General features: G+C 47.5%; 29 protein-coding genes and 14 tRNA genes. 39 read left to right on the forward strand and 4 right to left on the reverse strand.

The features are described from left to right. Positions 1-149 precede the first annotated feature (149 nt). The 17 genes from ACFSVM_RS20120 to ACFSVM_RS20200 all read left to right on the forward strand — a co-directional run bounded on the left by ACFSVM_RS20120 (position 150) and on the right by ACFSVM_RS20200 (position 3,675). Positions 150-225: transfer RNA gene (locus tag ACFSVM_RS20120), tRNA-Asn, on the forward strand. 1 nt (position 226) lies between these two features. Further along, a tRNA-Ser gene (locus ACFSVM_RS20125) sits at positions 227-318 on the forward strand. A 16-nt stretch (positions 319-334) separates the two neighbouring features. Continuing rightward, a tRNA-Glu gene (locus ACFSVM_RS20130) sits at positions 335-406 on the forward strand. 23 nt (positions 407-429) lie between these two features. Further along, positions 430-502 (forward strand) — tRNA-Val (locus tag ACFSVM_RS20135). A 10-nt stretch (positions 503-512) separates the two neighbouring features. Beyond that, positions 513-586: transfer RNA gene (locus ACFSVM_RS20140), tRNA-Met, on the forward strand. Between the two features lie 11 nt (positions 587-597). Continuing rightward, a tRNA-Asp gene (locus tag ACFSVM_RS20145) sits at positions 598-674 on the forward strand. Between the two features lie 23 nt (positions 675-697). Beyond that, positions 698-773 (forward strand) — tRNA-Phe (locus ACFSVM_RS20150). A gap of 13 nt (positions 774-786) precedes the next feature. Continuing rightward, positions 787-862 (forward strand) — tRNA-Thr (locus ACFSVM_RS20155). Positions 863-873: 11 nt separating this feature from the next. Then, a tRNA-Tyr gene (locus ACFSVM_RS20160) sits at positions 874-959 on the forward strand. Positions 960-966: 7 nt separating this feature from the next. Beyond that, a tRNA-Trp gene (locus ACFSVM_RS20165) sits at positions 967-1,040 on the forward strand. 21 nt (positions 1,041-1,061) lie between these two features. Further along, positions 1,062-1,137, forward strand: a tRNA-His gene (locus ACFSVM_RS20170). A 12-nt stretch (positions 1,138-1,149) separates the two neighbouring features. After that, positions 1,150-1,224, forward strand: a tRNA-Gln gene (locus tag ACFSVM_RS20175). A gap of 8 nt (positions 1,225-1,232) precedes the next feature. After that, a tRNA-Gly gene (locus ACFSVM_RS20180) sits at positions 1,233-1,307 on the forward strand. 6 nt (positions 1,308-1,313) lie between these two features. Beyond that, positions 1,314-1,387 (forward strand) — tRNA-Cys (locus ACFSVM_RS20185). A gap of 238 nt (positions 1,388-1,625) precedes the next feature. Continuing rightward, a complete protein-coding gene (locus tag ACFSVM_RS20190; RefSeq protein WP_379264134.1) occupies positions 1,626-2,606 on the forward strand; it encodes a tyrosine-type recombinase/integrase in 981 nt (326 codons plus the stop codon). Further along, positions 2,603-3,349, forward strand: coding sequence for a helix-turn-helix domain-containing protein (locus ACFSVM_RS20195; RefSeq protein WP_379264136.1), 747 nt, complete (start codon positions 2,603-2,605; stop codon positions 3,347-3,349). The genes ACFSVM_RS20190 and ACFSVM_RS20195 overlap by 4 nt, the downstream gene beginning before the upstream one ends. A gap of 47 nt (positions 3,350-3,396) precedes the next feature. Beyond that, the gene (locus ACFSVM_RS20200; RefSeq protein WP_379264138.1) at positions 3,397-3,675 is read left to right on the forward strand and encodes a hypothetical protein; all 279 of its coding nucleotides are present in this window, start codon (positions 3,397-3,399) and stop codon (positions 3,673-3,675) included. A gap of 46 nt (positions 3,676-3,721) precedes the next feature. Here the strand turns inward: ACFSVM_RS20200 and ACFSVM_RS20205 are convergent, their stop codons facing one another. From ACFSVM_RS20205 to ACFSVM_RS20215, 3 genes are all read right to left on the reverse strand, one after another. After that, positions 3,722-4,327 (reverse strand): replication-relaxation family protein, encoded by a 606-nt coding sequence (locus ACFSVM_RS20205; protein WP_379264140.1) that lies wholly within the window; start codon positions 4,325-4,327, stop codon positions 3,722-3,724. Further along, positions 4,272-5,459, reverse strand: coding sequence for an FtsK/SpoIIIE domain-containing protein (locus ACFSVM_RS20210; RefSeq protein WP_379264142.1), 1,188 nt, complete (start codon positions 5,457-5,459; stop codon positions 4,272-4,274). Before ACFSVM_RS20210 ends, ACFSVM_RS20205 begins: the two co-directional genes overlap by 56 nt. A gap of 686 nt (positions 5,460-6,145) precedes the next feature. Continuing rightward, the gene (locus ACFSVM_RS20215; protein ID WP_379264144.1) at positions 6,146-6,373 is read right to left on the reverse strand and encodes a helix-turn-helix domain-containing protein; all 228 of its coding nucleotides are present in this window, start codon (positions 6,371-6,373) and stop codon (positions 6,146-6,148) included. 288 nt (positions 6,374-6,661) lie between these two features. Between ACFSVM_RS20215 and ACFSVM_RS20220 the strand changes: the two genes are divergently transcribed. The 8 genes from ACFSVM_RS20220 (at position 6,662) to ACFSVM_RS20255 (ending at position 13,527) form a co-directional block, all read left to right on the forward strand. Then, positions 6,662-7,039 (forward strand): hypothetical protein, encoded by a 378-nt coding sequence (locus tag ACFSVM_RS20220; protein WP_379264146.1) that lies wholly within the window; start codon positions 6,662-6,664, stop codon positions 7,037-7,039. A 118-nt stretch (positions 7,040-7,157) separates the two neighbouring features. After that, entirely contained in the window at positions 7,158-7,493 is a 336-nt protein-coding gene (locus ACFSVM_RS20225) for a hypothetical protein (RefSeq protein ID WP_379264148.1), read from the forward strand. A gap of 682 nt (positions 7,494-8,175) precedes the next feature. After that, complete coding sequence (locus ACFSVM_RS20230) at positions 8,176-8,679, forward strand: hypothetical protein (RefSeq protein WP_379264150.1); 504 nt, start codon at positions 8,176-8,178, stop codon at positions 8,677-8,679. A 272-nt stretch (positions 8,680-8,951) separates the two neighbouring features. Beyond that, entirely contained in the window at positions 8,952-9,707 is a 756-nt protein-coding gene (locus ACFSVM_RS20235) for a DUF3102 domain-containing protein (protein ID WP_379264152.1), read from the forward strand. 25 nt (positions 9,708-9,732) lie between these two features. Further along, entirely contained in the window at positions 9,733-10,632 is a 900-nt protein-coding gene (locus ACFSVM_RS20240) for a phage antirepressor KilAC domain-containing protein (RefSeq protein ID WP_379264153.1), read from the forward strand. A gap of 376 nt (positions 10,633-11,008) precedes the next feature. After that, the gene (locus ACFSVM_RS20245; RefSeq protein WP_379264155.1) at positions 11,009-11,644 is read left to right on the forward strand and encodes a hypothetical protein; all 636 of its coding nucleotides are present in this window, start codon (positions 11,009-11,011) and stop codon (positions 11,642-11,644) included. 568 nt (positions 11,645-12,212) lie between these two features. Then, positions 12,213-12,671, forward strand: a complete 459-nt coding sequence (locus ACFSVM_RS20250; protein WP_379264157.1) for a hypothetical protein — start codon at positions 12,213-12,215, stop codon at positions 12,669-12,671. Positions 12,672-13,140: 469 nt separating this feature from the next. Then, positions 13,141-13,527, forward strand: a complete 387-nt coding sequence (locus tag ACFSVM_RS20255; protein ID WP_379264159.1) for a phBC6A51 family helix-turn-helix protein — start codon at positions 13,141-13,143, stop codon at positions 13,525-13,527. A gap of 165 nt (positions 13,528-13,692) precedes the next feature. On the opposite strand, the gene ACFSVM_RS20260 is transcribed toward ACFSVM_RS20255, so the two are convergent. Beyond that, a complete protein-coding gene (locus ACFSVM_RS20260) occupies positions 13,693-14,244 on the reverse strand; it encodes a site-specific integrase (RefSeq protein ID WP_379264161.1) in 552 nt (183 codons plus the stop codon). A gap of 409 nt (positions 14,245-14,653) precedes the next feature. On the opposite strand from ACFSVM_RS20260, the gene terL reads away from it, so the two are divergent. The 14 genes from terL (at position 14,654) to ACFSVM_RS20330 (ending at position 24,270) form a co-directional block, all read left to right on the forward strand. Further along, positions 14,654-16,333: a phage terminase large subunit gene (gene terL, locus ACFSVM_RS20265; RefSeq protein ID WP_379264163.1), complete on the forward strand. Its 1,680-nt coding sequence runs from the start codon at positions 14,654-14,656 to the stop codon at positions 16,331-16,333. A 62-nt stretch (positions 16,334-16,395) separates the two neighbouring features. Then, positions 16,396-17,802 carry a phage portal protein gene (locus ACFSVM_RS20270; protein ID WP_379264420.1) on the forward strand — a complete coding sequence of 469 codons (1,407 nt, stop codon included), beginning with the start codon at positions 16,396-16,398 and terminating at the stop codon, positions 17,800-17,802. Beyond that, positions 17,802-18,620 (forward strand): phage minor capsid protein, encoded by an 819-nt coding sequence (locus ACFSVM_RS20275; RefSeq protein WP_379264165.1) that lies wholly within the window; start codon positions 17,802-17,804, stop codon positions 18,618-18,620. The genes ACFSVM_RS20270 and ACFSVM_RS20275 overlap by 1 nt, the downstream gene beginning before the upstream one ends. 92 nt (positions 18,621-18,712) lie before the next feature. Further along, complete coding sequence (locus tag ACFSVM_RS20280) at positions 18,713-19,354, forward strand: phage scaffolding protein (RefSeq protein ID WP_379264167.1); 642 nt, start codon at positions 18,713-18,715, stop codon at positions 19,352-19,354. A 24-nt stretch (positions 19,355-19,378) separates the two neighbouring features. Continuing rightward, complete coding sequence (locus tag ACFSVM_RS20285) at positions 19,379-20,305, forward strand: major capsid protein (RefSeq protein ID WP_379264169.1); 927 nt, start codon at positions 19,379-19,381, stop codon at positions 20,303-20,305. Positions 20,306-20,323: 18 nt separating this feature from the next. Continuing rightward, positions 20,324-20,530 carry a hypothetical protein gene (locus ACFSVM_RS20290; protein WP_379264171.1) on the forward strand — a complete coding sequence of 69 codons (207 nt, stop codon included), beginning with the start codon at positions 20,324-20,326 and terminating at the stop codon, positions 20,528-20,530. Positions 20,531-20,554: 24 nt separating this feature from the next. Next, positions 20,555-20,950, forward strand: a complete 396-nt coding sequence (locus ACFSVM_RS20295) for a hypothetical protein (protein WP_379264173.1) — start codon at positions 20,555-20,557, stop codon at positions 20,948-20,950. Continuing rightward, positions 20,950-21,267 (forward strand): hypothetical protein, encoded by a 318-nt coding sequence (locus tag ACFSVM_RS20300; protein WP_379264175.1) that lies wholly within the window; start codon positions 20,950-20,952, stop codon positions 21,265-21,267. The genes ACFSVM_RS20295 and ACFSVM_RS20300 overlap by 1 nt, the downstream gene beginning before the upstream one ends. Before the next feature lie 155 nt (positions 21,268-21,422). Next, complete coding sequence (locus ACFSVM_RS20305) at positions 21,423-21,692, forward strand: hypothetical protein (RefSeq protein ID WP_379264177.1); 270 nt, start codon at positions 21,423-21,425, stop codon at positions 21,690-21,692. A gap of 2 nt (positions 21,693-21,694) precedes the next feature. Continuing rightward, a complete protein-coding gene (locus tag ACFSVM_RS20310) occupies positions 21,695-22,117 on the forward strand; it encodes a hypothetical protein (RefSeq protein ID WP_379264178.1) in 423 nt (140 codons plus the stop codon). 50 nt (positions 22,118-22,167) lie between these two features. Beyond that, complete coding sequence (locus ACFSVM_RS20315; RefSeq protein ID WP_379264180.1) at positions 22,168-23,208, forward strand: phage tail sheath subtilisin-like domain-containing protein; 1,041 nt, start codon at positions 22,168-22,170, stop codon at positions 23,206-23,208. 11 nt (positions 23,209-23,219) lie between these two features. Then, on the forward strand, positions 23,220-23,654 hold the full coding sequence (locus ACFSVM_RS20320) for a phage tail tube protein (RefSeq protein WP_379264182.1): 435 nt from the start codon (positions 23,220-23,222) through the stop codon (positions 23,652-23,654). Positions 23,655-23,716: 62 nt separating this feature from the next. Beyond that, on the forward strand, positions 23,717-24,085 hold the full coding sequence (locus ACFSVM_RS20325; protein ID WP_090723151.1) for a phage tail assembly chaperone: 369 nt from the start codon (positions 23,717-23,719) through the stop codon (positions 24,083-24,085). A gap of 23 nt (positions 24,086-24,108) precedes the next feature. Beyond that, the gene (locus tag ACFSVM_RS20330; protein ID WP_379264185.1) at positions 24,109-24,270 is read left to right on the forward strand and encodes a hypothetical protein; all 162 of its coding nucleotides are present in this window, start codon (positions 24,109-24,111) and stop codon (positions 24,268-24,270) included.

Raw genomic sequence — 24,270 nt, forward strand, 5'->3', positions numbered from 1 at the left:
GGCTGGGGGTGGAAGTGCAGCAATGCATGGAGCTGACCAGTACTAATCGGTCGAGGGCTTATCCAAAAAATACCCCAACAACGGGGAAAAGCAATAAATCGCACATTGTTTCGTATCTAGTTTTGAAGGAACAATCATATGTTCTTTATTCCCTGATAGCTCAGTTGGTAGAGCACTCGACTGTTAATCGAGTTGTCACAGGTTCGAGTCCTGTTCGGGGAGCCATGGAGAGGTGTCCGAGTTGGCCGAAGGAGCACGATTGGAAATCGTGTAGGCGCCAAAAGCGTCTCGAGGGTTCGAATCCCTCTCTCTCCGCCACTATTTTTATAAGCAAGGCCCGTTGGTCAAGGGGTTAAGACACCTCCCTTTCACGGAGGTAACAGGGGTTCGAATCCCCTACGGGTCATTTTCTTTAATTACTTACATAATGGAGACTTAGCTCAGCTGGGAGAGCATCTGCCTTACAAGCAGAGGGTCGGGGGTTCGATCCCCTCAGTCTCCATTCTTAATATCGCGGGGTGGAGCAGCTCGGTAGCTCGTCGGGCTCATAACCCGAAGGTCGCAGGTTCAAATCCTGCCCCCGCAATTGAATTACATGGAACTGTGGTGTAGAGGCCTAACATGCCTGCCTGTCACGCAGGAGATCGCGGGTTCGAATCCCGTCAGTTCCGCCATTTGAATTATTATGATATAATATGGCTCGGTAGCTCAGTCGGTAGAGCAGAGGACTGAAAATCCTCGTGTCGGCGGTTCGATTCCGTCCCGAGCCACCATTTAACACCTTGTGCCGGTGTAGCTCAACTGGTAGAGCAACTGACTTGTAATCAGTAGGTTGGGGGTTCAAGTCCTCTCGCCGGCACCACAGTTTCATATGGAGGATTAGCGAAGTGGCCAAACGCATCAGACTGTAAATCTGCTCCCGTAAGGGTTCGGTGGTTCGAATCCATCATCCTCCACCAGTTTCATAGGGGCATAGTTTAAAGGTAGAACAGCGGTCTCCAAAACCGTTAGTGTGGGTTCAATTCCTGCTGCCCCTGCCAAATTACCTTTTAATTTATATGGCGGTCGTGGCGAAGGGGTTAACGCACCGGATTGTGGCTCCGGCATTCGTGGGTTCAAGTCCCATCGATCGCCCCATTTATATTTTATTGGGGATTAGCCAAGCGGTAAGGCAACGGACTTTGACTCCGTCACGCATAGGTTCGAATCCTATATCCCCAGCCATTTTTTACGCGGACGTGGCTCAGCGGTAGAGCATCGCCTTGCCAAGGCGAGGGTCGCGGGTTCGATTCCCGTCGTCCGCTCCATAATAAGGCGCCATAGCCAAGTGGTAAGGCACAGCTCTGCAAAAGCTTTATCCCCAGTTCGAATCTGGGTGGCGCCTCCATTTCTTAAGCGGGAGTGGCGGAATCGGCAGACGCACAGGACTTAAAATAAGGTACGTCCGACGCATGCTGATACGGTACTTGTACGCAGGGATATCGTTAATATTTCGGTGTGCCGCAACGTAATACATAACGCTTTTTATGATTCGCTTTATCAAATCCGAATACGTATAGTCAACGTCTCTTTAACGTAGTTTTTCCGCGAATAGTCCGGGAATTACGAAAGGAGACGTTTTTAGTATGCCCGCATTAGAGCGCAGAGTAAGGCGGACGAATACGCTTAAATCTAATACATATAAAGCGGAGGATGTTCCGGAGAGTGTCGATTTTAAGGCCGCACTCGCAACGTTCCTTAAAGACTGCTCCGATCGGAATTTATCACCGCGTACACTCGAATACTACACAGAGATTGTGACGGATCTTACGCAGCAATTAAATAAACTCTCCGTATTTAGGCCGGTTGACGTTAAAACAGCGCATATTATGGATATCGTTGTTCAAAAGCGCGAGGGTAGATCGGATGAGACTATTAATAAGTATATTCGCGGTTGGAAAGCGTTTTTTAACTTCTTACGTAATAACGGTTATCTCATGGATTCGCCGTTCGATAACGTAAAGAAGATTAAATCAGAGAAGAAGCTAATCCATACGTTTAACGTTCAACAAATAAAGGCGCTACTCGATACTCCAAATAGAAACACGTTCACTGGTATGCGCACGTATACAATAATGCTTACGTTCTTGGATACGGGTATAAGGCTTTCGGAACTGGAGAATTTAAAGACAACCGATATCTACTGGAAAGAACGGCAGTTTCGAGTTTACGGTAAAGGGCGCAAAGAACGGTTAGTCCCCTTTTCCGCGACATTGGACAAGCAATTGAGGGAATACCTCGCATATCGCGGACCGTTAGATCATGATTACGTGTTTATAAATATCGACAATAAGCCTTTCCTTAAGCGAGGCATTCAACAAGCGATAAAAGAGGTAGGTAAGGAATCTGGCATTCGCGGTGTCAGAGTATCTTGTCATACCTTCCGACATACGTTTGCCAAACAATACATCATCAATGGTGGAGACGCGTTTAGTCTTCAACGTATACTGGGACACACGTCGCTGGATATGGTTAGGGTATATGTCGCGATGTTTGGCGTCGATCTATCCGCGCAGCACGCTAAGTACTCCCCACTCGAGCATTTAAGCGAAGGAGGGGAACTGTGAGCGCCCAGGATAGTAAATCAGGTATAGTACGCGTTTCTAAGCGCGAGAACGGATATGCTGTAATAGATACGTATTTCTTATCGGACGACCGCCTTTCGTTTAAAGCGAAGGGGGTTCTGTCCTATTTGTTGAGCAAACCGAATGGATGGCAGGTATACGTCGCTGACCTCGTTAAGCGTTCAAAAGACGGCCGTGATTCGGTCTATTCGGCGTTGCGCGAATTAGAAGCTGCGGGCTACGTTGAGCGGAGACAGATGCGCGATGAGCAAACACAACGTATTACTGGCGTTGAGACGGTCGTATATGAGCGGCCGATTATGGACGAGCCTGGTGCGGATATTCCACATACGGAAATTCCCGATAAGGACGAGCCGATAACGGATAAGCCGACACAAGTAATTAATGATTTAAGTATTACTGACTCTAAGAGAAAAGTAAGTAAGAGCGCGGAAACTATTCTTGATACACTCGCGAAAGAACTGCGCAAATTACCGCTTAACGATACGTCATCGCTTTACGAATTTTACTTCGAGGACATCTACGCGATGTTAACGAGGCGCTTTCCGGGCCAGTTGGAACCGGAGGTTATTCGGTTTGCCGGCGAGCGGTATTTTAACAAGGCGATCGATATGCGGACAGGCTTACCGAAGATAGACGTTAGCTCGCCGACAGGGTTATTTTTCGATGTTTATAGCGAGGCTCTTGCGGAGTGGCAGGCGAGGGAATATAAGCTCAATAATTAATGACTAAAGCATTACCCCAATGGTATTATTTACCTAGGGGTGATGTGTTGGAAGCAGATAAAAAATTCGAAGATCGATTTAATGAGAGTAGGCCGAAAAATGCCCCATCAGGTGTAAGTCCTTACATAGTATTTGGGTGGTTGGCTACTCTATTGTCTTTGCTATTTGTACCTATACTTTTCGGTGCTATTGGGGTTGTTCTTGGGTATGTAGTAAAAAAGAAAGAACAGAAGGATGTTCACGGATTTATAATTATGGTTGCTTCTATCGGCTGTACGATACTCGGAATGATTATTGGTTATGCTTACGGATTAACTTCGTTATAAAACGTTAAGAGACCGCTAAACTCGTTAGAGCTGCGGTCTTTCTTATCTAACGTAAATCCTCGATCGTCAACACTTGCGCATCCATCCCCGATTTACTCAATATCTCGCGCAATCTTTCGGCCCTATAAACGCTCACCGTAATGAATAGCAGCAATGGAAACGGTCCATTCTTCGCTTGCCATCTTCCCGTGTCCTTTAACGCGCGATACATATCGAGCTTACGTTGATTCTGCGCCATACTCTGCGTCCGGTCCACTTCGAGGAACGTATACGCGCTCTTAGTCCGCAGTAAGGCGTCTGCCTGGATCGCGTTATTATCCCACTTAATCGTATACTCCGGGCGCCATATTTCCGGCTGCAGCGCGATTATAACGTCATTCCGCATAATTGTATGGCCGACGTGCTGCGTACGCCTGAGCTGCGGTTTCTCGCTGCCGATTTCCTTGCGTCCGCGTGCGTTAAGATAATACACGGACTCACCATCGCGAAATGATGATAGAAACTCGCTCATGTCGTTAAGAATGCGCGTGGTATTCCGCCGGCCACCGAGATTATGGAGCCCTTGGACTTGCGAAGTCGTTAAATATCCGTACGTGTCAAAGCTCGATAATATCGCAGTCCATCGCGTCTGCTTGATTAATGTGCGGTTCATTTTGCACTACCTCCTCGTGTTGTCTTTGCGGTAAATCCGCTATTAATCTGCGCGCTTCCTCTGCAGAAAGGAACGGCGCTTGCAATGTCTCGTCATACGCGGTTTGAAATATAAGACGCCCGGGAATATCCGGTAAATCGGCGGCGGCCGGACTATCGAGTATAATCCGCGATTGCGTGGTGTCGCGCGTTCTAAAGCAGATGGACGCGGCTATATTCGTTTTAATCATCCCGTCCACTACGTCCGCACTTGGTCGTTGCGTCGCGAGCACAAGTAATACGCCTGCAGCCCGACCTTTCGCCGATATCCTCGCAATAATCGCTTTAATCTCCGCCTTAACCTTCGCGTCAGGATCGCCGGCCCTCGATTTGAAATCCGCCAACTCATCAATAACGAGAATCGCCTTCTTACCGGTCCAGGACTGCGCACCATTTTCGGCCAGTATCGCATATCTTCGCAGCATCTCCGCTTCGAGCTCCGCGGCAAGTCTCCGCACATCCTCGATTGTTGTACCGAATCCCTTAACGCAGGCTAAACGCCGGAATATGCCGAGTTCGACGCCGCCCTTTAAATCGCATAGATAAAGATCCGGAGCCGGCCCGCTTACAAGCGTCGTCAATATAGAGCGCAGTATAACGGACTTACCTCCGCCAGATATGCCGCCAATGAGTAAATGCGGATAGCTGCCGTCAAAGTCGTAATAGCGTGGCTCATTACGCTGATTCACTCCGATAAGTACGCGATAACTATCCGGATCGTCTGGCGCCTTATACGGGAGTCTAGTCGGCATCTGCTGCGTAACGATGTCTACGATAAGCCCATCGTTCGCGTAGCGCATTTCCACGCTATCCGCCGGCACACGTAACGCTTCGGCAATAGCGTCCTTATGATCGATAACCTTTGCGCTAGATAAGCCGACCGGTAAGCCGACGAGTAGCCGAACGCCCCAGGATTCGTTGATTACCTTGTTAACGGATGGCAGCGCGATTTCATTGCCGTGTGTGACGGAGAGACCGAGCGTGCGGCAAGCTACAGGGAAGTGCTTCCTAAAAGAAAAAGAAGAAGAAAAAGATAAGTTGTGTATGAGAGTACCAACAGACCCGACTAATAAAGAAATTCCTAAAGTCAACATAAAGGGCCTCCTTACAATCTAAGGTTCTTTCGCATCATCGGAATAGTAGCGTACAAGCCGAATCGCGCACCGCTGTAAGATTGGTAGTCTTCCGATCGTATATTCTCGGCACGTATGGTAATTGGAATGACGGACGGTATAAAGGGGGAGGGGTTAGCTGCGGCATTGTCCCGTTATTTTCGGAACATTGATCGGAATATTGGCGCGAACAGAGGGTAGCGATTTTCCTATACGTATATGACACTGTTTACCGTATTTCCGCGTGAAATTAGCGCCGTTCAGTGAGCCGGAGGGATATACGTACCTCTCGGAGTATCTACGCTAATATCACGCTAATTCTACGGTAATCGGACACGCTCATTTAATCAACGCGACTGCAGACGTGAACCAGTCGATCGCGATTAAAACGCCGGCCGTTAGGACGAATATGCGCGTGAATCTGCGGGCGGATAACGCCCCGACCGTATTGCCTGCGACTCGGCAGCGGTTTTCGATGATAGAACCGGTAATTGCGATAGTGGCGATAGCTCCATACGTGATAAGCATTTAAGCACCTCCGGGTATATAGCGCGGAACATTCCGCGGGAATAGTAAATAGTATGATTAATCGTCTGCCGTTATTCGTTAAAAATAAGTCAACTGACGTTAAACTTTAGACAAAAAAAGAAACCGCCTTACAGACAGTTTCATTCGTCGTACTGATATTCAATTAAATCCTTAACTTCGTACTTATGGCCGGTCATGTGGAATAACGCCAGCAGAATCTTCTCAAAGTTACCGAGCTCGATACGCTTAGTGTTATTGTCGCACATCTCATAGATAAGGTTAGGCCGCACTTTAGCTTCACGAGCGAGAGCATTACGTGTGATACTTTGTTCTTCGATTATTTGGTTTAGTTTAAAATTAAATGCCACTTAACCTTCACCTCTTAAATCCATTATACATAATTTATAATTTTTTGGGAATTACCGCTTGACGTTTATCGACAGTCGGTATATTATAACAGTAGTTAAACTACAGACGATAAACAAAGGACAAGCCAAAGGAGTGACCATAGTGTATTCACAATTTACTATTGATTCTTATAACAATATGCCATCACGCACCATTTCAAGACCAAGTGTAAAGCGCCGTCGTCGAATTACCTTACTAAAAGTTGTCGCATGGTTTATATCATTGATCTTAAAGGAGTTGCTTCTGCCGTGAAAAACGATATCCCGATCCTAGAACGAGTGACGTTGCTTTATGTCTATGAGGAAGAGGAGCAGCACTACGACATGATTCACGATGCTTACCTCATCAAACCTTATTACGCCGTGTACAAGCTAGATCAAAGTATTTACCTCGGCAAAGTATTGCAAATTTACCAGACCGGCCTCAAGAAGTTTTTCGTAGTGGATACCGATACGTCGCGCATAACCCTCGCTCAGAACGAAACGCGAGCCGCTGAACTTGTCATACCGCAGATTGTCGCGAAGTTAATGGGGCGCGAAGTCCTCGACTGGCTTACGCTTGACGTTATGCATCACATGAACAGTGTTTTCGATTTCCAAGTTATTTCGCCGCCTGACGATATGTAGTGGCTCTACATTGAAACCGGTGTGAAGCCGGTAGCGGTTAGCCGCAATTATTCACGTAACATCGTACTGTAACGCGCATTTAAAAATCATGCTGGCGAGCTTACGCGGAGGTACAGATATGGCACAGGAAACGCTGACACAAACTGATTATCGCAATTGTAACGTTAATTATGTTGACCCCGATAATAACGAAATCCTCACTTACAACGCGATCCTAACTTCTGAGGATACCGCGGTATTTTCCGACCCTAAATGTCCAGGTAAAGTTGAAGTCACAAGCGTTAAACCCACGGATGAAACCGGAACTTATATGTACGACGGGCTGACCGTGATGTTCAAATGGAGCGGTAGTTTAGAGCAATTCGCGGACAAGCTCCGGAGTATGAGCGCATTCGATTACGTAGCCTACATACTCGCGCCTTCTTACGATGTTCCGGATGTGATGCCGATATGACGCGTTATATAGCAGGTAAGCGAATGGCCGGGCGACTGTATGTGCGTACAGCCGCGGGTAATTGGATCGACCTTTCACTTTTGTTATTAGCGTAGTAATACCACCGCGCCAACGGTGTTCGATCGACCGTATGCCAACGGAAGATCATATGTAAATGTTTTATACACGGTAATACGACCGACCCTTGTCCAGGTTTCAAAAATTGCACAAAAATTTCCGGAGGCGCCAAACTTCGGTAAAACATGCGGTCGCTAGCGCCAAATAGTGGCCGCTAAGAATCTATAATTCGAAAATCTCGTGTCCTTATTAAAAATATGCTTACTAATTAGCGGTCGACTCGGCGCCAAACGAGCGGCCGCTTTTGTACGAATCGAGAAGTAGCGGTAAATAAATTAGTATAACGAAAATAAATTTGCGTAAAAGCCGTGCGAAATGGAATCGGACCGGGCTATACGTTATGAGGGGAAATTCATTTAAAAAAAATACGAAAAGAGTACGCGAAACAGAGGTTGACCGTCGCTAAGGGTATATATAGGGGGAATTTATCCTGATAGTGTGCCGATTGGCAGTTGGGTTCTGTTTGTATATACGTGGGGCGATTTTTACTAGAGTTGTCCCTAATCGTCAATTAGCTGTCCTTTTCTATAGTATAAGACCAAACGAGAGGAGGTGAATCCGCAGCATGACCGAGTTACCAAACGATAAGCAAACGCTACTCGCCAGTCCGAAGGGATTCGAAGTGTACAATCGCGAGCTCGTGCGCAGAGTCTTTCCGCGAATTATCCGGGAGACTTACGACATTGTATACGCAGAAGCCAGACGAAAGCCGGAAATACGCGATATCGTTGCGTTCTACTTTACGCTTCAATCGTACATTGACGGTAATTACTTGCGAGCAGACGGAACAATTAACGATAGGTTCGGCGCGTGTTTTATATCCTACGATACATTAACGGAGGCACTGCGCTTGGATCGTAGTCGCATTAAACAACTCGCTGACATCCTGGAGACTAACGGGATTATTCGGACGGCTACGCATTGGGAGAACACGCGCAAATTTAAGTGGTATTTCCCATCGTATTGCCCGCGAATAACTGACGACGGGTACATTGTCGATGAGGATGGCGTTAAGATAATGCCGGATCTTGCGTTGTATCAGGCGAGGAAGAAGCGTGGAGCTGCGTAGGGGGGAGTAAGTCGCGCAGGGACACTACGCGTAGTATGTCCTGGGACACCACCGGTAGTACGCCCTAGGACACTGTAAAGATAGAAAGGTTTTAAAAGAGAAAGAAGTAAGAGAGAAACAATACATTGCACGTCGTCATTCGTACCTCATTCCTAGTGCGCGTATCAATATCTAAATATCTATTAACGCGTATATAAAGATACATCGGAACGATAGTGACGGCGAGAATGAGCGAAGCGAATCATGAGCTAAAAGAAAGGAGGACAAGATCAATGAATGAAATTTCAGAGTTGTCTAAGGAACTACCCATCATTACAGCCGAAATCAACGCATATAAACGAGTCGCCGGCGAAGCAATATTCGAAATTGGCCGCCGCTTGAAACACGTAAAGGAGAACGACTTGGCGCACGGTCAGTATGTTGAATGGCTAAGTAGCATCGACTTTAATAGGAAAACGGCGGCAAAATTAGTTCAATCTTACGAGCAGTTTACGGATGTCACGACGTCGCGACATTTACCCGTCGGGAAAATCTTCGAAATGCTCTCGCTCCCATCCGACATCGACCGCGGCGACTTCGTTTCCCAACCGCACACCATCCCATCATCCGGCGCAACTAAAACAGTAGACGAAATGACCGTACGGGAACTGCGTGAGGTTAAAGCAGCGCTTAAAGCGGAGAGGGAGGCGCGCGAGAAAGCGGAGGAGGACTACGATCTTATTCGGACTACGCTCGATGCGGTACTAACTCAACCGAGGGACAGCGTATTTCATACATTAGATGACGACACGCATATAGCCGAAAAATCAAAGCTTTTTACATCTCATGTGCACGAGTTGATAAAAGAACACGCATACTTAGCGAAATTCCCCGAGACTTTTGCAAACGCGGACTTAGCCGTAAGGTCAGAATTAAGAACATCGCTATCTGCTTTAGAGAGTTTTTCTCAGGAGTTTCGAAAGGTCCTAGGGTTTCACGAACCTGGGGAGCCCCTAATTATAGATATATCTTACGAACAGGCAAGTTAAAAAAAACTAAGGGAGAGTGTTTAGTATGAGTCAATTAGTGTTCATTGAGAACGGAAGAGTAGTGACCGACAGTCTTACCGTAGCAAAAGAGTTCGGAAAGACGCATGCCCATGTGTTAAGAGATATCGAGGTCCAATTAAGGAAATTAGACGAAGCCGACGAGCGCGAATGGGGTGTATCCAACTTTGGAGAGGCTTATTACCAGAATGAGCAAAATAAGAGCTTTTATCGCAAGTATCTACTCTCAGAAGACGGTTTTGCTTTATTGGTAATGTCATATACTACGCCCGATGCTATCCGATTTAAGCTCAGATTTCTGGAGGAGTTCAGGGAAATGGGGGCACAATTAAGATCATCAACTGCGGTAGTGGTGCCCTCGTATATGATCCAGGATGAAGTACAACGGGCCGAACGGTGGATTGAGGAACGGAGAGAGCTACTTGCTAAAGAGGGTGAATGTCAGCTTCTTATGCAGAAGATAGAGGAACAGTCCGAGAAATTAAGTTATCTAGATCAAATTCTCAGCTCAGAGAGTACGATCTGCATAACTCAAATAGCTGCAGATTATGGACTTTCTGCGCGTGAACTAAACGAGATATTAAAGGAGGAGAGTATTCAGCGAAAAGTAAATAAGCAGTGGATACTTAAGGTAGATTATATGAACAGAGGATATACAAAGTCGGAATCCTTCAACGTAATACAAAGAAACGGGAAGGAAAAGTCAGTTGTACACACTCGTTGGACTCAAAAGGGCCGCCTCTTAATTCACGAAACACTTGAAAGGAGGGGAATCAGAGCGAATGTTGACCGAGAAGGTCAGCGTCCTGGGGAAGTAACCCGAAAAACTAGTCGCAGAAAACGTGTAACGGAACCACGGACACGCACATTGTCGGCTCCGATATTAACATTAGTACAAAAATCATAAAAGGAGGGACAACATGGACTTAAAATCCGCGATCGCAGCTTATCAAGAAAAAGAGAACTTAAGCGTCGTTATGCGCATTATGGAGGATGCGGAGACAATAGACTTCTTGAAAAACCCAACACGTAATTACAGAACCGTAGAGGGAAACGAAGTTAGTATATCGCTCGCGTATCCTCACGAGTACATCTCGTATCGTATTCGAGCGATACGAGAGAAGGCGGTTAAGCATGCGTACCACATCCGGAAACCGGCGTCCTGGGCGTACGACGAACTCAATCGCCAGTTATCAATACTAACAATCGACTTAGGCTTTCAAGTACCGTTCGAACCGATCGACTGGAACGGGTACGTTTGCACATACGACATCACGCCGAAGTTGCTACACTGGCTCCGGAATTCTTCGGAAGAAATCGCACGACTGTACGATGAAGAAGGAACGGAGTTTGATCAGAAATGTTTTAGCCGCGCACTCTCGGATGTTGAAAAAGTTGAATTGAGCGCGCGCATAGAAGAGGAGCGGATACGAACGGAGGTCACGGCGGATATGGAGGCGGCATTAAAATATGCGCTAAGATTTGTCGACCTCAGACGAACGGAAAGAGAAATCGTTAAGTACGTGAACCATGCGCTAATGATACGTTATTACGGACTCCAATCGCTCAGGAACGGGTTTCGTAGAGTTCGAAAAGGAGGCGTCAACTGGATGGTTCAGCCGCGGGCAATGAGTCCCGTCGGCACCGTTATCGGCATGGAAGTGGGAGATGAGGCGGTTTGGCGGCGGTATATTACGGAAGCACAAGCGGAGTTTTTGCAAAAGCTCGCACAGCAAGCCGCTACAGACCTGCGAAATGGGGAGACCTCAACGTACGGAGTGACGCGTGAAGGATACTACGTCATGTCAGGAGCGAGGGCGGCGGAAATTAGTGGACTATCTTGCGAAGCTGCGCGGAAACGGCTATCTCGGATTAGAAAAAAAGTTCGGGAAAACAAGGCACGATTTGTCCCATGTTGACGGTATATTTAGAGTAAGTGTAAGCCTTTAAATTTATTACAACTTAGTAGAAATACTCGCACATTTTTCCGTTTACCCCCTATATTTCACATCAAAATGTACCTACGTAATTGAAAGGCCGCCATTGCGCGGTCTTATTCCCGTTTGGGAACGAAAATATAACCAGGGAGAGTGTTAAGTGATGAGATATGCAATCCAAATTAAAGTTGACGGTTCGGACTACCTATTGTGCGAAGAAGGAAAGGAAACTTTCGAACTTTTCGACACTTACGAAGAGGCTGACGACTTCAACTATGATTTCGAACAATCGCTTGAAGAAGGTTCTACGAGTACCGTCGTTGAGTTTAATTGAGAGGGGATTGCTAATATGAACAACGCTTACCTTTACTGCTATTCGCCGGCAATGTTCCACTTTTTGCGCGCGAAGGGCATCCGATATATTTGCGTAGGAATTAACGAAAAAACTAGTGGCCGCTTCTGGCTGTTTGAGAAGACAGACGCGGTTCGTAACGCGTTAGACGAGTATTCCGTGAGTAAGTAACAATAAATTTGGAGTGGAGTGTGGAGTATGAGCGAACAATTCCGTAAATTAGCGCAAGAAGCCGAGTATAAGAAATCGCAGTGCTTGGATCGGGGCCACTACGCTCCGGTCCCGCATGACTTGTTTCGCAGAATCGTACCTATCGCGCGTGAATACGACAAGAGTAACGTACATATTGCCGCGCTGTATACGTATCTTTTATCGATGGTTAACGGACAGCCTGGTAACGACCGGTACATGTCCGCGTTTCCATCGGTACAGCGGATTGCTGACGAGACGGGAATCGGTAGGAACCGTATACGGCCGTTATGTGACGTGTTGGAAGCGGTGGGACTCGTTAAATCTGCGTACGATTATGCGGGGAACAAGCGCGATAAACTATACTATCCGCAATATTATAGCGAGCTGACTGACGAGCAAATTAGACGGAATCTGGGCGAGTTATATGGTCATTCACTCCAGAGTGATTTACCTAATGCACTGTAGAGTGAATTACCTAATTCACCGGAGAGTGACGGTAATAAGAACAAACGTAATAACAACGAACATAATAATAACAAACAAAACATTGCGCCAACTTATTCAGTCACTATCGTTCCTTTATAAGTAGACGCGACAATTAATAATTAAATAATTATGCGCGTGAGATAAGTTAAGTACGACTGCACGAAAGTGCGGGAGTGCAAGGGCGAAAGCCCGAAGCTTATCTCTTTTTTGTTTGTTAGATACATGAAGCATATTCAACGAAGTATCTCATGAAGGCGAGGATAAGCGCATGTTCAAACGTATCAATAACGCGTTATTAGCGTTAGTATTATCCGTTTATATCTATAGCGTTAAATGGCGCGGAATAACGGATGTAGAGCGTTAAGCGAACGCTAAGTGAGCGTATAGACAACGTTGATTAAACGTTATGCCTAGACGATTTAATCAACGGAAGGGAGGACGTAATTATATGGCACTAAAACGACTAGAAGCGCATCACATGATTGCGATACAGTATCTAGCGCTTCCTAAACGCGGAGGTAAGACGATGGAAGAGATCGGGACAGAAGCGGGAGTGTCCCGACAAGCGATTTACGATTGGCTAAAAGATCCGTTGTTCGAACGCGAGCTTAAGCGTCAGATAAGCCGAAACACGGTCGTTAAGATACCGGAAGTTGTCGATGCGATGGTGCAAGCGTCAGTAGAAGATCGCAACGCTACAGCGGCCAAGTTAATTCTAACGATGGGCGAAATGCTTACGGAGAAAGTGGACGTCGTGAAGACGGATGTTAGCGGAATGGACCGGGAAGAGCTTACCCGTAGAATCCAAGAGTACCAGTCGCGTAAAGAAGCGTAATTTTAAGCGTATATAATGAAGCAATAAATTTAATTACGTTGATACTGGTTGACGGGAATCCTTAAAACATCAACGGCGCATTTCGGACGCGCACCCTTCGAAATTTTTTTGATGCGCTAAATAAATACGAAAAAGGGCCTACATTTAGCGTGGGCCCTTTTGTTTTTATAAGCGGAACCCTTCGAGTGACTGGTCGATTTCGTCCGCGGTAATACCGATGTAACGTTTAGTAATCGATGGAGCCGAGTGGTTAAACAGTTCCTGGAGCGCGGCTACGTCTTTCGTACGCTTGTAATAGTGATAACCGAATGTCTTGCGCATGGTGTGCGTACCGATATCATTGCGGTCGATCATGTCGCCAGCCTTAACGAGTGCGCGATACGCTTGTGTAGGCGTTATATAACCGCTGCCCTTGCGGCTGGGAAACAGCCAGTCGTCCGCATTCATACCGCGTGTATAAGCGTCTGTTTCATCCGCTATAGGGCGCAAGTAGACACGGCGCTTCTTACCGCTCTTTGATTCCGTGATGGTAACGTGATCCTTACCACGTACATCCGATACCTTTAGCGGTAAGATATCCGATACGCGTAGTCCCGTATTAATACCAAGTACGAACATGAAGCGGTACTTCTCTCCGCACCAACGCCTTAATGATTGCTTCATATCTTCGATGTCGATAGCGTTTCTTAACGGCTCTACGTTATACTTATCGCTCATAAAAACCACTCGCTTTCATACGTTGAATGTACGATTACCTTATAATAGTTTGATAATATCATTCTATGCCTTATAAATCAAGGATTTGAATGTAAGAAAAGATACAAATTCATACATTGAAGAAGGGCGGTACACCCCCGGCGCCCTCTTAAACGTCACGCAAGGCGCGGGAAAAATCCACGTACTAAAATTAACTTTGAACTTTACATAGGAGCACGTAATAAAAGTGGCGTGGAATTTACGTAGAATTAGACGTTTTAGCATTCGCGCATAGTTTTACCCTAATCAGCACATCAAGCCGCTAATTTAACGAGGAGGTGACGTAGTTATCGCGTGGATAAATGACCGTTGGTATAACCGCGACGAAAGAGTTGATTCTTTAACGCAAATTGACGAATTAATCAGCGCCATGACTGCGAACCTTGATTCGCTAACTAGCGAGGAAGAGACGGAACTAATCGCCTTGATTGAAGAGGCGGATAGACTCATCCGAATTAACGAGAGTGAGGTCGATTTGATTGCGTTCGCGCTCGAATACTTCTCGGAAGCAAAGAATCCGGGCAACGCGGGCAATTGGGACGGATTCGATATTACGGACGTGGCGGAAGCGCCTGATTTTCACCGTGAAATCGCCGTGATTATGGACGATGTGAGTAACGTAGTGATGAACGATAAGGTTGCGGTAGCGGCGCCTCGTTCACACGCGAAATCAACGTATTTATCCAAGGCGTTTCCCTTGCGCGAGATTGTGTATCGGAAACGCAAGTACGAAATTATCATATCGGAGACGCCGGCGGTATCAACGGGTAATCTGGAATGGATCGCAAATCAGCTTAAAAGTAACGAAAAATTGCGAAGAGACTTCGGACCATTGTTACATCCGAAGCAACAAATGAACCCTAAAGACAATACGACTGAATTTGTAGCGTGGGAGCCGCTGCCAAATGGAGGACAGAAGCAACTCACTAAAGTAGAAGCAGCATCAAGTAATCAGGCGCTTCGTGGACGTAACTGGAACGGAGTAAGGCCGGATCTAATTATATGCGACGATCTCGAAGATAAGCGTAATACGAACACACCTCAGCTTCGTCAGGAAATGCGCGACTGGTTTTCGCAAACGGTTGTACCGCTGGGTGATCCGAAAGGTAAGCGGACAGCCTTCGTTTACATGGGAACCGTCGTTCATGCGGAGTCTTTACTACGAACAGTCATGAAACGGTCAGACTTTCGCTCGCAACTATATAAAGCTCTAATTCAGGAGCCCGAACGACTCGATCTGTGGGAGAAGTGTAGGGAGATATACCTTAACCCGGATATACCTGATCGCGTAGAAGCGGCAATCAAGTTTTATACGGAAAATAGGGAAGATATGGACAAGGGTACCATCGTATTATGGCCGGAAGCGCAGCCGATCTGGAAGCTCATGACGTGGAAATGGGATAACGGGTCGAAGGCGTTCAATACTGAGTACCAAAATACTCCAATTGATGAGGAATCAGCTATATTCCATCCAGATAATTTCCGCTATTACGACGAATCCGATTTGTTGGACGAAAACGGTAAAATCATACCGCTTGATTTGTTCGCTTTTTGGGATATTGCGCAAGGCAAGAGCAGCCGTTCCGACTACAACGCCATTGTGACTATCGGAAAGAACAGGAAAACAGGAGTTATGTATGTTCTGGAAGCCTGGGCGAAGAAGTGCCCATCTCACATAGCTTTAGAGGAAGCGTTCGAATTAATCAAACGAAATCACTACAAAAGTTTTGGAGTAGAGACAGTAGGCGCACAGCATGATATGTACCGACAATTACGGGAGAAAGTATTAAAAGAAGGGTACGGGAGCACTAGAATTAAGCCGATTGTAACTCGAAAAAGAAAATCTGAGCGGATCGAATCCTTGGAGCCACTTGTTGAAAGTGGTTTTTTGCGTTTTAACCGTAGTCATCGGCTGCTTCTCGAACAAATGGAGCAATTCCCTTCCGGAACTCACGATGACTTACCGGATAGTTTAGCGGGGGTAGTGGAGCTCGCTGGGGGAATCGGAAGGCAAGGGAGAACGTGGAATAGAAAGCCGAAGGGGCTATAACGAAAGGGGGCATAACAACATTGTTTAGTGTTGGTGCAGAATACCCGCCAAAAGACCATAAAGTGAGAGTAGAAAGATACGCGACGAACTCCGCTCTGATTAAGGGGAACGTGGAGCTGCTACAGAAAATTAATAGTGCGCTAGAAGATCGACCATACGTATCAGCAAACTTTGCAGGGCTCATATGCAAAAAGGCAGCAGATTTGCTATTCGGTGAAGAGCCTATGTATAGTGCGGGAGAAGAGGGGTCTCCGGAGCAGGCGGCCATTGACCGGATTGTGAAAAATAGTTCGCTGAACTTAAAAAATTATGAGACGGCTCACGGAAACGCCTTTCGTGGCGATGCATTTTACAAAATAAAATGGGCACAGAAATTTAGAGGAAGTCTTCCCGAAAGCATAGACCCGTATCGAGTGGTCATAGAAACTCAAAATGCTTCATACGTCTTTCCTGAAACTTTGCCGGGGAATAGTAAGGAGATAGTCGCCTATCATATCGCGATTCCCGTATCGAGTATTGTGGACGGGAGGCAAGCCTGGGAACTTTTCGTAGAAAGTCATTACCCCGGATATATAACTGAGGCTAGTTACGGTATGCGGCCCACAAGTGTTATTGACGGTAGAGTTACCTCTTGGGTAATTACCGCTGTCTTAAAAAAGCCTGAGAATCAAATTGAGACCGGAGTCCCTATCCCACTAGTAGTCCACGTCCCAAATTATGCTTTAGACGACAGTTGGGAAGGGATAGACGACATAACCGAACACCGAGGTATTTTAGCAGAGATTAACCATAGACTCACTCAGATCGCCTCGATACTGGATAAGCACGCAGATCCCATTTTAACCGTACCGACTGGTGTTCTTGAAGAAGGACCCGACGGTGCACCAGTTCAAAAAGCCGCGTATGCTAAGGTATTTGAAGTATTGGGGAAGGACGATATCATTCCTCAGTATGTCACTTGGGATGGACAACTAGAGTCAGCCTTTAAAGCGTTGGATAAACTGGTCGACATTCTGCTCACAACATCTGAGCTACCTCCGGTTGCTCTAGGTAAAGAAAATGCAGGTACGAGCGGGGCGTCAGGACTATCCGTAAAATATCGGATGGGTCCATTACTTTCTAAGATAGGACGAAAGCGGCAATACTTCGACGCAGCTCTAAAAGAAGTACTACTTATCGCTCAGCTTTTGGAGCAAGCGCAGACGACTACATCTATTGATTACACACCGACAATTCCCCACATCGTATTTAACGACGGTCTGCCGACAGATGAGAGGGAACAGGCGGAGATAGCCCAAATCAGAACCGGTGGAAAGCCGACATTATCCGTAAGAGACGCAGTAAAACGTCTCGATGGACTTACTGACGCCCAAGCGGACCAAGCGATAGGACGTATCGAGGACGATGAGACACGCGTTAACGGCACGGTAGATGCTTCGATTTTTAACGAAACCGGCGGTGCTGCGTAATGTTTCCGGAACCGAACTATGACCGCGATATCGAACGGTTGATAAACGCATATAAACGGGCGGTACGCGGTATTACCGCCGAATTATCGCGCATGGATCTAACCGATATGTCTCGCGCCCAAGCAACGGCCGCCCTCAAGGAAGTCGCCGAGATCCTTTCCGAGCTTAACGATGAATCGGCCGAATGGGTTGTCGCTAATATTCCGATCGCAGTGACGGATGGCATAACGCGAGCCATTATCGACCTTGGCGTAGTCGCAACGATAGAAGAAGCGCGCGACATCGTCAAGTTTAATCGGACTAATCGCGAAATGGTTGCGGCGGCAATTGCGGATACGCAGGCGGACTTGCTCGCGGTCACGCAGAACGTCGATCGGCGCGTTAGACAAGCGGTTCGGCAAGCGACAGCCGACGGAATGCGTGCGAACATGGCTGCGGGGATAAACGGACGCCGAACGATTAGCGCCGACATTTTGCAGCGTATGCGTCAGACGTTGAATAGCGCGGTGGAGACGGGAATTATCGACGCGGCGGGTAGACGTTGGAAACCGGAAGTTTACGTCGAGACCGTTGTGCGTACGAAGATGATGCGAGCTCAAATCGACGGGACGATTAACGAAGCGCTGGATCGCGAAGTTATGTACGGACGCATATCGAGTCATGGCGCAAAGGATGCGTGTCGTAATTGGGAAGGGCGCATCGTAAAATTAACGCCGGACGCTCCGGGAGATTATCCGGAGATTGGCGCGTTACCGAGGCGCGAGATATTTCATCCGCGCTGTAAGCATGTAGTGAGTCCTATAAGACGGCCGGAATAATTCCGGTCTTATTTGCGTTTGCCTTACGGAATGGCGGTAAACTTCCGGTTAGCTAATCGATAGCCGACGGGCTTTAAACGGGAGGATATACGATGAAAAACGACGTTAGATTTCCGCTTAATCTTCAATTGTTCGCAGAGGACCCGGAACCAACTCCGCCGCAAGACCCGCCGGCTGATCCGCAGCCACCGAAGACATTTACGCAGGACGAAGTTGACCGCTTGATCACAGATAGATTATCGCGCGAACGGAAGAAATTCGGAGATTACGACGAGTTGAAAACGAAGCTCACGGAATTTGAACAGGCGGAAGAGGAACGTAAGAAAGCGGAAATGTCCGCGCACGAACGCCTCGAAGCCGAGAAAGCCGAAGCGCTTAAGGCCGCAGATGAAGCGAAAGCCGAGCGTGATCAGGCGTTAACAGCCGCTAACCAGCGCTTGATTAAAGCGGAGTTCCGAGCGCTTGCTCGCGAACTGAACGTACGTAAAGATGCGATCGATGACGCGTTGAAACTCGCAGACCTATCCGCGGTAACGGTCGATGACGAGGGGAACGCAGTCGGCGTAGAAGACGTTGTTAAGGCGCTGATCGAAAATAAACCGTTTCTCGTTGAGCAGCCGAAAAATCGAGGGATTGGGAAAGACACGAATAGCACGAATAACTCAGCAATAGATACGAGTACGCTTAGCGCAAGAGAATTGATGTCATTAGCGTATAGCGAAAAAACAAAATAATAACATTCGGAGGCGAATATTTTAATGGCAATTACACTACTTGAATCCGCAAAACTTTCCACAAATGTTCTTCAAAAGGGAGTTATCAATACTTTTGTACAGTCAGCACCGGTACTTCAAATGATGCCTTTCATGGATATTGAGGGGAACGCATATGCGTACAACCGTGAAGCGACCTTACCTGGAATTTCTTTTCGTAATGTAAACGAAGGTTACACTGAGTCAACGGGAACTGTAAACCCGGTTACTGAGAGTCTCGTTATTTTGGGCGGTGATGCTGACGTAGACAAATTCATTCAGCAAACACGCTCTAATGTAAACGATCAAAGAGCAGTTCAAACCGCACTTAAAACGAAAGCGGCTGCCTATAAGTTCCAGGATACCTTCTTTAATGGGGACACTGCGGTAGATGCGAAGTCATTTGACGGGCTTAAGAAAAGACTTACTGGCTCGCAGGTAATTAACGCAGCGACAAACGGGCTGGATCTGCGAGATGAGGCTAACGCGAATTTGTTCTTGGAAGCGCTCGATGCGCTGATCTACCAAACACGCGGTCGTGCGGATGCTTTATTTATGGACTCTAAGACGCTAATCAAAGTGCAATCGATCGCGCGTAAGCTTGGCTATTTCCACCAAAGTGTTGATGCCTTTGGGGTGCCAGTCACAACTTATAATAATGTCCCAATTTTCGATGCCGGTGAAAATGCTTCTGGCACAAAAATTATCGGACATACCGAGACGTCAGGCACAGCGTCAAATACAACTTCAATCTACGCAGTTAAATTCGGTGCGGATGAGTATGTATCTGGTTTAACAAACGGCGGCGTGATGGTTCAAGACCTCGGTGAACTTCAAGAAAAACCAGCGTACCGTACTCGCATTGAGTTTTACTGCGGCATGGCCCTGTTTGACGGTAAATCTGCAGCTCGCCTTTCCGGAATTATTGTCTAATATTACGGAGGTACTTGAATGCCAAAAATTAAGACACCAAATCCCAACTACGAAGGTATTACGTTGGGCGTAAAGTTCAATAATGGAGAAGCCGTAGTCGAAGACGAGAGCATCGCTAAGATCCTCGTAGCAGACTACGGCTATTTAATTTCGGAAACTGTACCGGAGGAAACGGTTAAGCCCGCCGCCAAACCGCGCAAAGGCGCCGCCAAAGCCTCCGAATAATAACGGAGGGAACGGTGATAAGCGATGGTTAACGTAGCGGACGCAAACGATTATATCAGCGCGAATTGTATCGATATCGAGGATTGGACGGACGCAGACGAGGCGAAAAAACAACGGATAGTTAACGTCGCATCTCGCACGCTTACCGTGAAATATCCGACCTATACGATACCTGACGCGGCCGTATACGAATTTGCGAATGTACTTGCGGTTGTGTTTAACGATACGAACCGGTTGGCGCAGCACGGCATTACGGGGTTTACGCTCGATAAAGTCGGCAGTTTTGACTATAAAGACTCGTCGGTATCCGGTCCGGATCACGACTTGTCTAAACTTATTCCACGGGTCGCCACTGCCCTCATCGGAGCAGAAAACGGAGTCAACCCTCTACTGAGAAAAGTAGGGAGGTTGATTCCCTAATGGCGATCATACCGCTAAAACAAACGGTTATCGTTACGAAGCCGGGCACGTCAGACGGTTGGGGCGGGTCAGTCCCAGGCGTGAGTATTACGCATAAGGTGCGCGTATCTGAACGCACTGAAATCGTTAAGAATCAGGTCGGCGAAGAGGCCGTATCAAGCATGACGATTATATTCGATAAGCTACCGGACGTACGTTACGACGACGTCATTACGTATACGAACGAGTTGGGCGATACGATCGAACGGAGTCCGCTGGCTATCGAACCGAAACGCATGCTTAACGGTAAGCCAATTATCACGGAGGTGTACGTGTAATGTCGTTATCCTTCGAGTTTGATATATCGAAGCTCGCGGAACTTATCGAGAAGTCTCCGGAAGTTGCCGCTAATGCTGCGCGTATCGGTTTGCACGACGCACTCGACGAATGGAGAGCGGAATCCGTTGATATCGCGCCAATTGACGAAGCGACGTTGCGCCGTTCGATAACGGTCGGGGACATTACGGAAGAAGGCGGCCTTAACATGACGGGCGAGATTAGCGCGAACGCTACGGTCCAGTCGAAGAGCGGACGCTTTAACTATGCGTACTATATTCACGAACATGATGCGGGCGGTGCGAACCTGCTTACGCCGGGCACCGAGAAGAAGTTCTTGGAGATTCCGGGTAAGAAGAACGAGCAGAAGTGGGCCGAGGACATCGAAAAGGAAATACGCAACGGACTCGATAAGGCGGGGTGGTAACGGTGGCATTACTCGATGAAATAGTCGCGATTGAAGCGTTTATCAAGGCGAAGTATCCAGCGGCAAAGTACGAGAAGCAAACGGTGCCGGATAAACCCGCTCATGATACGTTCGTTATACGGTTTCTTGACGATGACCGCGAAAAGGAGACCGGCGTACATTACCGGATTGATCGCGAGTATCAAGTCATCTATTTCGCGCAGACTCCGCAGGCGATATTGCCCGTCATGGATGCGCTAAGTAAATACGTTTACTCAACGGACTCTATCGGACCTTACCGCGTAGAGTCCTTCGCATATTCGCAGCCATTTAAGATGGAGAGCGGCATGCACGCGTGTATCGGGATATTAACCGGTAATGTTCGCGAGGCAATACCGCAGAAATCGTGGCAGAAGATCAACCACATAGGCACAAGATTTGAATAACTCAGAGGGCGTCCATCACGGGCGCTCTTTTTATTTTGGGAGGGAAACGAATGGCAGGAACTTGGGACCCAACGGCATTACCGATTCGCCCAGGTATTTATGCGATCTTTAAATCCGCAGCCGCTGCGCAAATCAGCGGAGGAGCACGCGGTACTGTCGCAATTCCGCTGTTAAATAGCGGTTCAGCTACGAAGAAGGCGTTCTTCACGGTTTCAACGGAAGCGGAAGCGACCGAACTGTTTGGATCAGCGAATATCGGCTCGGTATTACTCGCGCTACAAGGCGGCGCAAAGGAAGTTCTCGTATACACGATGCCGGCAACGCCAGCGGCCGCAGATTACACCGCAATGCGTGACGCATTTGATACGCGTCCATTTAACGTATTCGTATTCGATGGCGAATCGTCCGTATCGGAACAGGCCGCGACTAAGACGTGGGTAATTCGCAATCGTGACGAAGGTAAACACTTCATGGCGGTAATCGGCGGCACCGCGGCCAATGACGCTGACCCAACGGCGGGCAACGCGCGCACAACGCTGAATGCGGATGATTACATCGTCAATCAAATCGTAGGCGGCGTAGTTAACGGTGTAACGTACGAATCCGCTAAATATGCGCCATGGCTTGCGGGAGCCATCGCAGGAACAGCAATTAACGCGGCTATTACGTATAAGCAAGCTCCGCTCGATGACGTCAACAAGCGTCTGACAAATGCGCAAATCAACTCGGCTCTGCAGGCGGGTTCTTTGGTGTTGGTTCATGACGGCGAGAAAGTCAAAGTCGAGCAAGGACTGACCACATCCAAGAAGAAAATCCGCACAATTCGCGCGCGCCAAGCGATCCTAACGGACATTGCGAAAACGGCTGCGGATAGTTACATCGGTAAGCTCAACAACAACGCAGACGGTCAGGCGACGCTAATCGTCGCGATTAAAGCGTACCTCGAAACGCTTGAGCGCGAAGGCGTACTCGCTGATCCAGTTGTAACGCTTGATCCGCAACGGCCGAGCGTTGGCGACTCCGTGTTCCTTGCGCTTAGTTACGTTGAGATTGATTCGATGGAGCGCATCTTCCTAACTATCAACATTTAAGGAGTGGTTAAATGCTAGACCCGACCAAGACAATAGACGGCAGCTTCGGGAAACTCCTGGATGCTGACGGAAACTGGCTGACTAACGTGACCGGCGTAACAGCTAATATCGCAATCGGTATGGAGGAAATTCCGGTATCTGGAACGCGCTGGCTCGGTCACAAACCGACAACGCTCAAAGGTTCCGGTGCAGCAAACGGGTTTCTCGTAACAACGAATTTCATCGAGAAGATTATGGCGATAGCCAACGACAGAAGCGTGCCATTCTTCACGGAGTTAATCGTTGTTCTCGACGATCCAGCGGCACACGGCGCCTATCGTGCGCGCTTGAAAAATGTAACTTTCGATAACATTCCACTAGCCGGATACGAGCACGGTACGACAGTAAAACAAGAGCTTACGTTTGTTTTCTCAGGCGCTGAGCTACTCGATAAGATTAACGCTTAATATACGCGGCGGGCTTCGGCTCGCCTTTTTAATTTCGAAAATAACCGGGAGGTTGATTATAGATGGCATCAGCATTACAGGCGCTACTCGGCGCAAGTAAGGACATTAAAGAAGAGGTAAACATGAAGCGGTTAGGCGTTAAATTCACGATTCGACCGTTGTCTTTTGAGGAAATTAAGCGCGCTGGAGATCAGGCAACAATTGGCGACAAGCTCGACGATCAGCTTCATAACGCCGCAATAATTGCACTAGGTTGCGTTGATCCAGCATTCAACGATAAGAGCCTTCGCGAACATTACGAAGCGACTGATTCGGCGGATTGCGTAATCAAAGCGTTAATGCCCGGTGAAGTTACGAGACTTGTCGGAAAGATTCTAGCGTTGTCCGGCTACGGAAAAGAAGAAGAGACGATTGAAGATGTAAAAAACTAATCAAGGCGGGAGGTGAGGCCGGATTGTTGCATGCAATATTCCAGCGTCATCATATTCCGCCGGATGAAGTTTATTCAAAGGATCGGCGGCACCAACTCTTTATGTTCGCGTCAATGCAGTTGATTTTTGAAGAAGAAGAGGCAGAAGCGCGACGAATTGATGTGGAAAGGAGGAGACAACAATAG

The organism is Paenibacillus shunpengii (assembly GCF_042684905.1).
GTDB lineage: Bacteria > Bacillota > Bacilli > Paenibacillales > Paenibacillaceae > Paenibacillus > Paenibacillus shunpengii.